General features: G+C 63.0%; 13 protein-coding genes and 2 tRNA genes. 2 read left to right on the top strand and 13 right to left on the bottom strand.

Annotated features, from left to right (window positions below):
• Positions 1-5: 5 nt before the first annotated feature.
• The 5 genes from P8Y64_11040 to P8Y64_11020 form a co-directional block, all read right to left on the bottom strand.
• Positions 6-374 carry a DUF1992 domain-containing protein gene (locus tag P8Y64_11040; GenBank protein ID MEJ2061000.1) on the bottom strand — a complete coding sequence of 123 codons (369 nt, stop codon included), beginning with the start codon at positions 372-374 and terminating at the stop codon, positions 6-8.
• A 7-nt stretch (positions 375-381) separates the two neighbouring features.
• Entirely contained in the window at positions 382-1,323 is a 942-nt protein-coding gene (locus P8Y64_11035; GenBank protein ID MEJ2060999.1) for a zinc-binding dehydrogenase, read from the bottom strand.
• 141 nt (positions 1,324-1,464) lie between these two features.
• Positions 1,465-2,112 carry a hypothetical protein gene (locus P8Y64_11030; protein MEJ2060998.1) on the bottom strand — a complete coding sequence of 216 codons (648 nt, stop codon included), beginning with the start codon at positions 2,110-2,112 and terminating at the stop codon, positions 1,465-1,467.
• A 21-nt stretch (positions 2,113-2,133) separates the two neighbouring features.
• On the bottom strand, positions 2,134-2,781 hold the full coding sequence (gene msrA / locus P8Y64_11025) for a peptide-methionine (S)-S-oxide reductase MsrA (protein MEJ2060997.1): 648 nt from the start codon (positions 2,779-2,781) through the stop codon (positions 2,134-2,136).
• A 54-nt stretch (positions 2,782-2,835) separates the two neighbouring features.
• Entirely contained in the window at positions 2,836-3,423 is a 588-nt protein-coding gene (locus P8Y64_11020) for a thioredoxin fold domain-containing protein (protein ID MEJ2060996.1), read from the bottom strand.
• A 333-nt stretch (positions 3,424-3,756) separates the two neighbouring features.
• Here P8Y64_11020 and P8Y64_11015 point away from each other — a divergent pair, with 333 nt between their 5' ends.
• Together P8Y64_11015 and ftsH are read left to right on the top strand one after the other, a co-directional pair.
• Positions 3,757-3,963, top strand: coding sequence for a dodecin family protein (locus P8Y64_11015; protein MEJ2060995.1), 207 nt, complete (start codon positions 3,757-3,759; stop codon positions 3,961-3,963).
• A gap of 156 nt (positions 3,964-4,119) precedes the next feature.
• The gene (gene ftsH / locus P8Y64_11010) at positions 4,120-6,024 is read left to right on the top strand and encodes an ATP-dependent zinc metalloprotease FtsH (GenBank protein ID MEJ2060994.1); all 1,905 of its coding nucleotides are present in this window, start codon (positions 4,120-4,122) and stop codon (positions 6,022-6,024) included.
• A 99-nt stretch (positions 6,025-6,123) separates the two neighbouring features.
• Here ftsH and P8Y64_11005 read toward each other — a convergent pair whose 3' ends face one another.
• The 8 genes from P8Y64_11005 to P8Y64_10970 form a co-directional block, all read right to left on the bottom strand.
• Positions 6,124-6,990: an AraC family transcriptional regulator gene (locus P8Y64_11005; GenBank protein ID MEJ2060993.1), complete on the bottom strand. Its 867-nt coding sequence runs from the start codon at positions 6,988-6,990 to the stop codon at positions 6,124-6,126.
• A 143-nt stretch (positions 6,991-7,133) separates the two neighbouring features.
• Positions 7,134-7,210, bottom strand: a tRNA-Arg gene (locus tag P8Y64_11000).
• 252 nt (positions 7,211-7,462) lie between these two features.
• Positions 7,463-7,555 (bottom strand) — tRNA-Ser (locus P8Y64_10995).
• Between the two features lie 253 nt (positions 7,556-7,808).
• A complete protein-coding gene (csrA, locus tag P8Y64_10990; GenBank protein MEJ2060992.1) occupies positions 7,809-8,012 on the bottom strand; it encodes a carbon storage regulator CsrA in 204 nt (67 codons plus the stop codon).
• A 96-nt stretch (positions 8,013-8,108) separates the two neighbouring features.
• Positions 8,109-9,371: an aspartate kinase gene (locus tag P8Y64_10985; protein MEJ2060991.1), complete on the bottom strand. Its 1,263-nt coding sequence runs from the start codon at positions 9,369-9,371 to the stop codon at positions 8,109-8,111.
• A gap of 57 nt (positions 9,372-9,428) precedes the next feature.
• Entirely contained in the window at positions 9,429-12,053 is a 2,625-nt protein-coding gene (alaS, locus tag P8Y64_10980; protein ID MEJ2060990.1) for an alanine--tRNA ligase, read from the bottom strand.
• Between the two features lie 52 nt (positions 12,054-12,105).
• Positions 12,106-12,519 carry a regulatory protein RecX gene (locus P8Y64_10975; protein ID MEJ2060989.1) on the bottom strand — a complete coding sequence of 138 codons (414 nt, stop codon included), beginning with the start codon at positions 12,517-12,519 and terminating at the stop codon, positions 12,106-12,108.
• 26 nt (positions 12,520-12,545) lie between these two features.
• Positions 12,546-12,887, bottom strand: a 342-nt coding sequence (locus P8Y64_10970; protein ID MEJ2060988.1) for a DNA recombination/repair protein RecA, incomplete at its 5' end; no start/stop codon positions are given.

Here is a 12,887-nt window from a genome sequence, read left to right as displayed (position 1 = left end):
CTGCCTCACGGAGAGGCATCGAACCGTTCGCAGACCCGCTGATAGTAAGCCTCGTCCAGGCGCAGGTCGCGTCGGTCCGCGCTCCCCAGCTGAATCCGCAGCAGTTCCAGCCGGCGCAGGGCCCGGCTGCGCTCGGCCGGGTCGGCGGCGGCGTCGATCAGGGCCTCGACCTTGGAGATCTCGCGCCGCAGCTGGAGTTCGGGCGGCAGGCAGCCGGCGTTTTTGAGCAACCGGTAACCGGCACGCAATTCGGGTGGAACGTGGGCGTCGTCGTCCAGGGCCAGAGGCTGCCCGGCGCCGGGCAGGTCGTCCAGTTCGCCACGCTCGATGGCTTCCTGGATGCGGGATTCGGCAATGGCGTCGACGGGATCCATGGCGCGGTCAGGGGATGGTCAGAACCACCTTGCCGGTCATGTGGCCGGCCTCGACCAGTCGGTGGGCCTCGGCGGCCTCGGCCAGGGGCAAGGTCGCCCCGACATGCAGCTTGAGGTCGCCGCTGTCGATCAGGTCCGCGCAGTCCTCCAGGATCTCGATCTGCAGAGCGCGGGCCTCGGGCAGGTCGCGCATCATGGGAGTGAGCATAAGCTCGAAGGAGATGCGCAGGTTGCGGGTACGGGCCTCACGCCAGTCCACCTCGGTGCCGGGATCGAGCAGGGTCACCAGGTCGCCGTAATGCGCCACGGCGGGCAGCATGTCGCGAAACACCTGCCCGCCCACGGTATCCAGGACGATGTCCGCGCCGGCGTCGTCGGTCCAGCGCCGCACTGCTAAGGCGGCCTTCTCGTCCGTACTCACGGTGGTCGCCACGTCGCCCCCCGCCAGGGCGGCGAGCTGGATGGCCACGTGCCCCACCCCGCCGGCCCCCGCCAGGATCAGGGTATGCTGGCCGGGCTCGATGCGGGCGCGGTCGTGCAGGGCCTCCCAGGCGGTTATGAGCACCAGCGGACCGGCCGCGGCCTGTGCGTAATCCAGACTGTGCGGCATGGTGGCCGCCTCGTCCTCGGGCAGCACCTTGTACTCGGCATAGTTGCCGGGCTCCCGTCCCAGTCCGCCGTGGCAGAACCAAACGCGGTCACCGACCTGAAAGCGATGCACCGCCGGACCGACCTCGACCACCTCGCCGGCGCCGTCACAGCCCAGGATGGCGGGCAGCGCACCGTCGAAGAACACGCCGCGGCTGCGCAGCTTGGTATCGATAGGATTGATCCCCGCGGCGTGCAGACGCACCTTGATCTGCTGGGGTTCGGTGATTTCCGGTTCCGGAACGTCCACGAGTTGCAGGACCTCCGGACCGCCCGCTGCCGTCATATGAATCGCCTTCATGCCGACTCCTTAGCTATCGCCTGACCTCGCCCCGATCTGGTCGCCGGGCCGGATATGCGGCAGGCGTCGATTTCACCCTGCCGCGATCAAATGATGGTCACAATTCTTTCACAGGCCGGGAGCGAGGGCGAGTGCTTCCGTTCAGCCCGCGGCGGACCGTGCAGACGCCGCCCGCCGGAGGCCGATCAGCGTACACAGCCACCCGAGCACGAAGAACGCCATCACCACCTTGGCGATGGCCGTGGCGAAGGCCTCGGTACCGAAGGCCGTCATCTTCTCCGGAAACAGCGCGAACCCGGGCATGGCCAGCACGCCGCAGGTATTCCAGGCCGCCAGGGCGAAACACAAATAGCCGACCGCCTGCCAGTCCGCCGCCCGCTGCAGTTCCGCGGGCAGTCCGGTGCGGTAACGGGCCCAGTACCACCAGCTGGCGAACACCAGCGCCAGGATGAACAGGCCGCCCAGCCCGAAATACAGCGGGCTGCGCTGCTGGCCGAATACGCCGGGCACCAGGAACATCAGCACCACGCCGCTCACGGCGGCGAACACGAACAGGCGGCGGCCGGCACCGGCCGTCATGGCCACGCCCAGCAGGCCGAGCCCCGTGCCGAGCGGTACCAGGGTGGAGAACAGCAGCAGCTTGCCCATGGCGGGCGTCTGCTTGAGCGCCGCAAAACCGCCGGGGCCCATGTTCTGCACCTCGGGCATGAACCATTTGCCCAGAATCATCGCCAGCAGGGACAGCAATGCCCCGATCGTGAACAGCGTCCATCCGGTCCTGGAAGTCATAGAAAATCTCGTCAGGGGGTGTCAGGTAAGCGCCGACGTCGGACAGGCCACGCCGGTGCCGCCCAGGCCGCAGTATCCGCCGGGGTTCTTGGCCAGATACTGCTGGTGGTAGTCCTCGGCGTAATAAAACGGCGGCGCGGCAGCGATCTCGGTGGTGATCCGGCCCAGGCCGGCAGCGGTCAGGGCGTGCTGGTAGTGCTCGCGCGAGGCTTCGGCCTCGGCCTGCTGCTCGGCGTCGAAGGTGTAGACGGCGGAACGATACTGCGTGCCGGTATCGTTGCCCTGGCGCATGCCCTGGGTCGGATCGTGCGCCTCCCAGAAGACTCGCATCAGTTCGGCATAGCTGATTTCGGCGGGGCGGTAGACGACCAGCACCGCTTCGGTATGCCCGGTCATGCCCGTGCAGACCTCTTCATAGGTGGGATGGGGGGTATAACCGCCCGCATACCCTACCGCGGTGGCATACACGCCCGGCGTTTCCCAGAAGCGGCGTTCCGCACCCCAGAAACAGCCCAGCCCGAACAGGGCGCGGGCGGTGTTCTCGGGAAAGGGCGGGCGAATGCGGTGGCCGGTGACGAAATGCGTTTCCCCGCCCGGCATGGGGTCATCCCGTCCGGGCAGGGCGTCCTCCGGCATAGGGAGCGTCAGCGATTTGTGAAACAGGCCCATCGGTATATCCAGTCATCACCAGGACCCTAAAGTATAGCCGCCCCCGCCTGCCGGTCACTTCACGTACTGCAGGAACTCGTGCAGGGTTTTGGGCGGCGGCGAGCCTTCGAACATCAGGCCCTGCCCGTCCTTGGCACGGAACACGGTCAGCGGCACGGCATACAGGTTCTGACCCTGCAGCAGCGAGAGGTTGGAGGCCAGATCCAGCTTGGTCTTGTCCTCGATCACCGCAACGGGCTTGATGCCGCCACCCGGTCCGGCGTCACTGAAATTGAAATTGTTCTCGTTCGCGTAAAAGGCGGCCAGCCGGTTCTTGGACTGCAGAATGGCGGCGGCCTTGCCCAGGCTGGTCGAGGTCAGCATACCCACCGGAATCCAGCGGAACTGCAGATCGTCCTTGCCCACCATCGAGCGGAGATGGCCGTAGAGCTTGTGGCAGTAGGGGCAGTTCGGGTCGAAGAAGATATAAACGATGCGGTTGCCCTTGCCCTCGGCAATCCAGGTCGCCTGGTCGATATCGTCCAACAGATGATTGGCGATGACCCGGGGCTTGGGCAGCGCCTCTGCCTGGACCGACAACGCGCCGGCCAGACCGGCCAGCAACAGGATCAGGGACAGCAGATTTCGTGATTGTTTCAGCATGTTCAACACTCAATTGGGGCCGGCAGGCATGACGTACATGTTCAAAGGTGGATATGACACGCCGGACAACCATCGGTTCGATTATGGCCAGGCCACTGTGTACCTAACGTAGGACACCGCATCCCGCCGGGATATTCCCCAACGCTCGGGCAGTCGGTTTCCGCGCCGGGAGCCAACTGTATCAGACACCAAAAAGCCCATCACGAGGATGGGATTTTTGGTGTACCTGGCAGACCGGGTGACAAAGACGGCGAGTCGTCGGCACGCCCGGCCGTTGTGTGCTAAAGAACCGGGTGACTGTCCCCACTGAATATTTATTGGGAGCGAAACGCCATGGCCATCGTCAAAGTGATCGAGGTATTGGCCCAATCCGACAAGAGTTGGGAGGATGCCGCTCAGGTGGCGCTCAAGGAGGCCTCCAAGTCCGTGCGCAATATCAGATCGATCTATATCCAGGAAATGGAATGCAAGGTCGAAAACGGCCAGATCAGCCAATACCGCATTAATGCCAAGATCTCGTTCCAGATCGAACCGGATTGACGGTACGCCGGGGCCTATGCCCCCGGCCAACAGAACCCGCACGCCCTCCCCCCGGCTGGCGGAGCCTAGTGCGTGTGGTCGCCCGTAGCCACGCCTGGCATGCCCGGACGGTTGGCCGTACGATAGGAAGACGTCGAGCTACGTCAGCACGGACCCATGGCCGAACAACCGCCTCCGAAACCGCCGCTCTCCACCTGGTGGGCATATCTGCTGCTGATCGCAATCGCCTTCGCGATCTCCATGCTGTTCACCCGTGGGCCAGGGCGTGAAGTTCATCACGAAATCCCGTACAGCTACTTCAAGGAACTGATCCGGAAAGACGCCGTAGCCGAAGTCACTTTGCAAGGAAGGGAGGCGGAAGGCCGACTGCGCAAGCCATACCCCATCGCCGCGCAAAGCCGTGAGGCGGAATATTTCCGCACCCGCATTCCCGAAGTCGGGGACGAACAACTGCTGCCCGACCTGGAAGCGCACAAGGTGGTCGTCCGGGTAACCAAACCGGCCGATAACGGCTGGACGCGCGCCATCATACTCACCGTCCTGCCCGCGCTGATCCTGTTCGCGCTGTTCATGTGGATGATCCGCAGGGCCTCCAAAGGCCTGGGCGACCGGTTTGGCGGAACGAACGAGCTGAAGCGTTTTCTGGAATCCTCGGCCAAACAGGCCGAGATCCCGAAAGTGACCTTCGAGGACGTAGCCGGGCAGGAAAACGCCAAGCGCGACGTTGCCGAACTGGTCGAGTTCCTGAAGCATCCCGACCAGTTCCGCGCCCTCGGCGCCGAAGTGCCCCGCGGCGTCCTGCTCATGGGGGCGCCGGGCACGGGCAAGACCCTGCTGGCCCGCGCCCTGGCCGGTGAGGCGGGCGTGCCGTTTTATTCCATCTCCGCCTCGGAATTCATCGAGGTGTTTGTAGGGGTGGGCGCCTCACGGGTGCGCAAGCTGTTCGAGTCCGCCAAAAAGAACGCGCCGAGCATCGTCTTCATCGACGAACTGGACAGCGTCGGACGCACCCGGGGCACGGGCCTGGGCGGCGGTCACGACGAGCGCGAACAGACCCTGAACCAGATCCTGGCGGAAATGGACGGGTTCGAAGGCCACGAAGCGGTCATCGTGCTGGCCGCCACCAACCGCCCGGACGTACTGGATCCGGCCCTGCTGCGTCCCGGCCGCTTCGACCGCCATGTGGTGCTGGACCTGCCGGACCGGCACGATCGCATCGCCCTGCTGCGTGTCCATACCCGCAGGGTCCCGCTCGACGACGACGTGGACCTGGAGCAACTCGCCTCGGGGACGCCCGGATTTTCCGGCGCCGACATCAAGAACCTGGTCAACGAGGCCGCCATGCTGGCGGCACGCATCAAGCGCAGCAGCGTCCGCATGCAGGACTTCGAAGAGTCCCGCGACAAGCTGCTGCTCGGCTCGGTCAGAACCCTGGCCATCCAGCCCGAAGAACATCACCGCCTCGCGGTGCACGAGGCGGGACATGCCCTGGTAGCCTATTTCGTCCCCCACGCCGACCCGTTGTACAAGGTCACCATCATTCCGCGCGGCCGCTCCCTGGGCGGCACGCAACAACTGCCGGAAGAAGAGCGTCACACCCTGCCCGAGGAGTATCTGCACGACCGCCTAGCCGTCATGCTGGCCGGACGCAGCGCCGAAAAGGAGCTGCTCGGGTCGGTCAGTTCAGGCGCGGACGACGACATCCGTCAGGCCACGGCACTGGCGCGCGCCATGGTCAGCCGCTGGGGGATGTCCGAAACCATCGGACCCATGGACCTGCGCGCCGCGGAAGAGCACCCCTTTCTCGGCCGGGAAATCGCGCAACCCCGCCATTACAGCGAACACTCCGCCCGCTCCGTCGACGAAGCCGTGCAAAGCATCTTACGCAATGCAGAGCAAAAAGCGCTGGAGACCATCAGAGAACACCGTGCCGGTCTGGAGCGCCTGATCGCCGAGCTGGAAAAACAGGAAACCCTGCATCGCGAAAGCATCGAGCAGTATCTGGCCGTACAGCCCGATGAACGGCAACAACGCGCGCAGACGACTCCCGCCACCCGGTAAGACCTGTACCGCGCACATAAACAAAAAGCCCATCACGAGGATGGGCTGTTTTGTTTGCAACGGCTTCGCGTCTCTGACATCCAAACCAGCCTGTCGTCGTCACTGCAGGGGCAGGTAAATATCGGTTATCAGCTCGTGTTCCGCCGTCTCTGGCAGCAGGTTCAAGTAATGAAAAAACAACGGAAAGTCACGTAACTCCTCACCGCTTTCCGGCAACCATTCGCGATAGAGGTAATAGACACCTTTATCCATTTGGTTATGAGGGCCCAGATGGCGTATCACCGCACAGCGCCCTGCCGGAATCACCTTATTCACGATGCCCTGCTGATTGTTGGGAACGCGCTCATTCACCGAACCGCAGATATCGAACCTGAACGACTCGGGTGCAGTCGTTGCGGGATCGTCGTAGGCAATACCGAAGGTATTGCTGGTCTTCACGGGCGAAAGTCCGCTTGCCTTGCGCCATTCGATAAACCGTTTGGCCGTACTGTTGACCTGTTCCGGGGCGCCGCGATGCTCCAGCACAGCCACCATGGTTTGCGGGAATTCAACGATTTTCACATTCATGGTCTGTCTCCTGTCTCTATTCGGAAATCGATACTGCTCAGCCCATGGCTGCCAGGCCGGAGCTTTTCTGAATTGAGAAGGCGTTTGACCAAAAGTATTTTTGAACGCGCGGGAAAACGACTCGGGGTTTTCGAAACCGGCCTCCAGGGCTATCTCGATGACCCGCGTCTGCTCCTCAAAAGCGAGCCGATATGAAGCCCGCCTGAGCCGCATCAACTGGATATACCGAATAACACTAATGCCGGCATACTGGGAAAACTGCCGGTGGAAGTGAAATTTCGAAAAATTCGCCACCTGGCTCAGGCACTCCACAGACAATTCTTCGTCCAGGTGCTCGTGTATATAGTCGAACACCTTGTCGAATCGTTCCGCATAGGCTGTTGCCGTTACCCCATTCAACGCTACGCCTCCTCAAGCAGGGCTTACTATGCCGGTTGCCGGCGGCTGTATCCTGACCGATATTGCTGAGTTGTATAGCGTAGAAGCAGGGAGAGGATCAGGCGCACAAAAAAGCCCACCGCAAGGGTGGGCTCTTCTGTTTGTGGCGCGCCCGGAAGGATTCGAACCTCCGACCACCTGGTTCGTAGCCAGGTACTCTATCCAACTGAGCTACGGGCGCAAAGGACGCGCATTATGCTTAGGAAGCGCCCGGACGTCAATATTCGACCCCGGGGCAAGATCCGGGAATAAGGTTCCAGGACCTGGAAAATATGGCGGAGAGAGGGATTGAGTCGCTACGCTCCCCGCTGCTCGGCCTTCCAGGCCTCGCGGTCGAACCCGCTCGTTGTTTATTCCATCGAGGGTCCGAGTCTTCAATCATACCCGATCAATGCAAAAAAGGCCCCATCAGGAGCCCTTTTTGCATTGGATATGGCGGAGAGAGAGGGATTCGAACCCTCGATGGAGCTATTAACCCCATACTCCCTTAGCAGGGGAGCGCCTTCAGCCTCTCGGCCATCTCTCCAAATCTGTTAGGTTTTCGCGCTTTCCAGCCAATGAGCTGCCGCTCATGCAGGGGAGCGCGTTACTCCGGGCATCCCTGCCCTCCGCCCTTACGGGCCGCCGCTTGCGCGGCGTTACAAATCGCTCCCGGCGATTTGGTCAGCCTCTCGGCCATCTCTCCGTGTCACAAACGGCGGCCAATAGCGGGCCGCCGTCGCGAGTGCGAAAGGATACCCGCCCCAACCAGGCAGGTAAAGACCAACGATGCCGCCGGCTCAGCCAGCCGTGTCATCCGCCTGGGTATCGTCCGGCTCGCTCTCCTTCTGGATGCGCTCGTAAATCTCTTCACGATGCACGGCCACGTTCTTGGGGGCATTGATACCAATACGGACCTGATTGCCCTTGACCCCTAGAACGGTGACGTTAACGTCGTCGCCGATCATCAGCGTTTCTCCGACCCGACGTGTCAGAATCAACATGCTTTATCTCCTGCGTCTTTTCCTAAGATGTAACTTGTAATAAGAGTTGATTTAAAGGACGGATACGCACGTACCCGGCCACCCTGGCTTGCCAACTCAAACACTTGCGGGTTCAGTGGCTGGAGCCGCTCTCTCCTCGGGAGCAAGCTGGAGTTCGAACGCGTCATGCAGTGCGCGCACGCCCAGCTCCAGATACTTTTCATCGACGACCACCGAGACCTTGATCTCGGAGGTCGAAATCATTCGAATATTGATTCCTTCTTTGGCCAAGGACTCGAACATCTTGCTGGCGATACCGGCATGGGAGCGCATGCCGACGCCGACAAGGGATATCTTGACGATCCGCCTGTCGATCGAGACCTCGCGCGCGCCGAGCTCCTTGGCGGTCGCCTGAAGGATGTCGAGGGCGGAATCGGCGTCGTTGCGGTGTACGGTGAAGGTGAAGTCGGTGGTGTCGTCCGCTCCGACGTTCTGGACGATCATGTCGACTTCGATATTGGCATTGGAGATCGGGCCGAGGATGCGAAACGCTACACCGGGTTGATCCGGCACACCGGTGATGGTCAGCTGTGCTTCGTCCTTGTTAAAAGCGATCCCTGAAATCAGTACTTCTTCCACTGCATTTTCCTCGAAGGTGATCAGCGTACCCTCGCCACCTTCCTCAAATGAGGATAGTACACGCAAGGGCACGTTGTACTTGCCGGCAAACTCCACCGCCCTAATCTGCAAAACCTTGGAACCGAGGCTGGCCATTTCCAGCATTTCCTCGAAGGTAATGCGGGAAAGGCGACGCGCCTCCGGCACCAAACGCGGATCGGTGGTGTAGACACCGTCCACGTCGGTATAAATCTGGCATTCGTCGGCCTTCAGGGCCGCAGCCAGCGCCACGGCGGTCGTATCCGAACCGCCGCGGCCCAGCGTGGTGATGTCACCATGCTCATCCACGCCCTGGAAACCGGCGACCACGACCACGCAGCCCCGTTCCAGATCGCGCTGCACCCGCGCCGCGTCGATGTCGCGGATGCGCGCCTTGTTGTGCGCACTGTCGGTCAGGATGTGCACCTGGGCGCCGGTATAGGAGCGCGCCCGACAACCGCTTTGTTCCAGGGCCATGCTCAGCAGGGCGATGGTCACCTGCTCCCCGGTGGAGAGCAGCACGTCCAGCTCGCGCCCGTTGACGCGCGGGCTGATCTCGCGCGCCAATCCCAGCAGCCGATCGGTCTCACCGCTCATGGCGGAGACCACCACGACCACGGAGTGGCCCTGATCACGCCAGCGCTTCACACGCTCGGCAACCTTCTGGATCCTTTCCACTGACCCGACCGAGGTACCGCCATACTTCTGTACGATCAGGGACATGTCAATTAATTGACTCCATGAGACATTAAACCACGTTTGACCGAGCTGCTGTGAGACTCAGTCGACAATTTGGGACGCGACCCAGCCGGGCACCGAGTCCAGCGCCGCCTCCAGGTCTGCCGGGTCGGAACCGCCGGCCTGGGCCATGTCCGGACGGCCGCCGCCGCGCCCACCAACCTGCTGGGCCACCATATTGACCAGTTCCCCGGCCTTGATCCGGGCCGTTTCGGCCTTGGTGACGCCGGCCACCAGGCTCACCTTGCCGTCGTTGACGGCGGCGAGCACCACGGCCGCCTGCCCCAGCTTGTTCTTGAGCTTGTCCACCGCCTCGCGCAGCGCCTTGGCGTCGGCGCCCTCGAGCCTGGCCGCCAGCACCTTGATGCCGTCGACCTCGACCGCCTGGGCGGCCAGATCGGCGCCGGCCTCACTGGCCAGACGAACCTTGAGCTGTTCGAGTTCCTTTTCCAGGTTGCGGGTACGCTCGACCAGCTGGCGGACCTTTTCGTCCGCATCCTGCCGCCCCGCCTTCACCAGCGATGCCACCCGTTCGAGACGATGCGTGTTCTCGTCGTACCAGTGCAGCGCGTTATCGCCGGTCACCGCTTCGACGCGGCGCACTCCGGCCGCCACACCGCCCTCGCTCACGATCTTGAACAGGCCGATGTCGCCCACCCGTCCAACGTGCGTGCCGCCGCAAAGCTCGATGGAATCGCCGATCTGCAGCACCCGCACCTCGTCACCGTACTTTTCGCCGAACAAGGCCATGGCCCCCGCCTTCAGGGCGTCATCCATGGACATAACCTGGGCCTCGGCATCCTGGTTGGCGCGAATCTGGGCATTGACTCGGCGCTCCACTTCGGCGATCTGTTCCGGGGTCATCGGCTCGAAGTGTGAAAAATCAAAGCGGGTACGCTCGGCGGTCACCAACGAGCCTTTTTGCTGCACGTGGTCACCGAGCACGTCGCGCAACGCCTTGTGCAGCAGGTGAGTGGCGGAATGATTGAGCATGATGGCGTGCCGGCGCTCGGCATCCACCCGCGCGGTCAGCGTCTGTCCCAGCCGGATGTTGCCATGCGTCACCCGGCCGTAATGGCCGTGATGCACACCCTGTTTCTGGGTGTCCTCCACCACGAATTGGTCGCCGTTCGCCTCCAGCACGCCGGTGTCGCCCACCTGGCCGCCGGATTCGGCATAGAACGGGGTGCGATCCAGGAACACGACGCCGGACTGTCCTTCCCCGAGCGCCTCGACCGGCTCGCCGTCGCAGAACAGGGCCGTCACCCTGCCCTCGTCGCGGGTTGCGCCATAACCGCTGAAAACCTGTTCGCCCGACACCTGCAGTGCCGCGCCGTAATCCGCCTTGAACTGGCCCGACGCACGGGCCTGGTCGCGCTGACGCTGCATGGCATGCTCGAACCCTTCCATATCCAGGTGCAGGCCGCGCTCGCGGGCGATGTCGCCGGTCAGATCGACCGGGAAGCCGTAGGTGTCGTACAGCTTGAAAATGGTCTCGCCCGGCAGGGTCTCGCTCTTCAGCTGGGCGATGTCGTCGTCGAGAATGCGCAACCCCTTGGCCAGGGTCTCGGCGAACTGCTCTTCCTCGCGCAGCAACACCTTCTCCACCTGCGCCTGTGCCTGACGCAGTTCGGGATAGGCATCGCCCATCTGTTCGACCAGCGGCGCCACCAAGCGGTGGAAGAAGGGCGCATCGATACCGAGCTTGTTGCCGTGCCGCGCGGCGCGGCGGATGATGCGGCGCAGCACGTAACCGCGCCCCTCGTTCGACGGCAGAACGCCGTCCGTGATGAGAAAGGCGCAGGAGCGGATGTGGTCGGCGATCACCTTCAGGGAAGGATTGTCCCGATCCTGCGCGCCGCCCAGCGCCATGACCGCCCGGATGAGATGCTGGAACAGGTCGATATCGTAGTTGTTGTGCACGCCCTGCATCACGGCCGCGAGCCGTTCCAGCCCCATACCGGTGTCGACCGACGGTTTGGGCAGCGGATTCAGATTACCGGCCTGGTCGCGGTCGTACTGCATGAAGACCAGGTTCCATATCTCCACGTAACGGTCGCCGTCCTCCTCGGGCGTGCCGGGCGGACCGCCGGGAATCTCCGCACCGTGATCGTAGAAGATCTCGGTGCAGGGACCGCAGGGACCGGTGTCGCCCATGGTCCAGAAGTTGTCGCTTTCGAAACGCTTGCCGCCGGCCTTGTCGCCGATGCGGGTGAAGCGCGCGGGATCGACGCCGATCTCCTTGAGCCAGATGTCGGCCGCCTCGTCGTCATCCTGGTAGACGGTTACCCAGAGCTTTTCCGCCGGCATGTTCAGGACGTCGGTGAGAAAACCCCAGGCGTAGCGGATGGCGTCGCGCTTGAAGTAATCCCCGAAGCTGAAGTTGCCCAGCATTTCGAAGAAGGTGTGATGGCGCGCCGTGTAGCCGACGTTTTCCAGGTCGTTGTGCTTGCCGCCGGCGCGCACGCAGCGCTGGCAGGAGGTGGCGCGGCTATAGGGGCGCTGATCGAGGCCGAGGAAGACGTCCTTGAACTGCACCATGCCCGCGTTGGTGAACAGCAGGGTGGGATCGTTGGCGGGCACGAGCGGACTGGAGGGCACGATCTCGTGCCCCTGGCCCTGGAAGTATTCCAGGAAAAGACGTCGTAGTTCGGCGCTGCTTTTCATCGGTTAACCATTTCGGGTTGGCACCGGCCCGCAGGCCCCGCACACCCCCTCGTCATTCATCCCAGTCCAGTACCATTCGAATCACTTCGCCGGGAAAGCCACGCCCCTGTAAAAAACGCGCCCGACGGGCGCGTTCCTTAAAGTCATCGACTTTCACGGAACCAAACTTCTTTTCGTACTCTCGTCGCGCATCGTCCAGCCATTCCCGCGGCCGGGCGGGCAGGTACGCGCCGATCAATTCGCTCCCCACGCCACGCTGCTGCAATTCCTGACGAATGCGCAGCGGGCCGAAGCCCCGCCCGCGCCGATAATGCACGTAGCTTTCGGCAAACCGCGCGTCATCCAGCAGCCGGTCCGCCTCCAGGCCATCGAGCGCATCCTCGACCTCCTGCGCGTCGAAATCCCGCTGCAGGAGTTTCTGCCGCAGCTCGGCACGCGAATGCTCACGCCGTGCGAGCAGGTCCATGGCCGACTTGCGGCAGCTCATGCCGCTCAGGCCTCGGCTTGTTCCTCTGCGCCTTCTTCCGCAGCGACTTCCGGCACCGCCAGCAGCTTCTGACGCAGCTGCTGGTCGATTTCATTAGCGATCTCGGCATGCTCCTTGAGGAAATTGCGGGCGTTGTCCTTGCCCTGGCCGATCTTTTCGCCCTGGTAGCTGTACCAGGCGCCGGACTTGTCCACCAGGTTGTTCTGCACCCCGAGCTCGATCAGCTCGCCCTCGCGCGAGACGCCCTCGCCGTACAGGATCTCGAACTCGGCCTGCTTGAAGGGCGGCGCCAGCTTGTTCTTGACGACCTTGACGCGGGTCTCGTTGCCGATCACCTCGTCGCCCTT

This window comes from Gammaproteobacteria bacterium, assembly GCA_037388465.1.
Lineage (GTDB): Bacteria > Pseudomonadota > Gammaproteobacteria > SpSt-1174 > SpSt-1174 > JARRKE01.
Note: the sequence above shows the minus strand (reverse complement) of the source record. Positions and strands in the feature narration are given on the sequence as shown.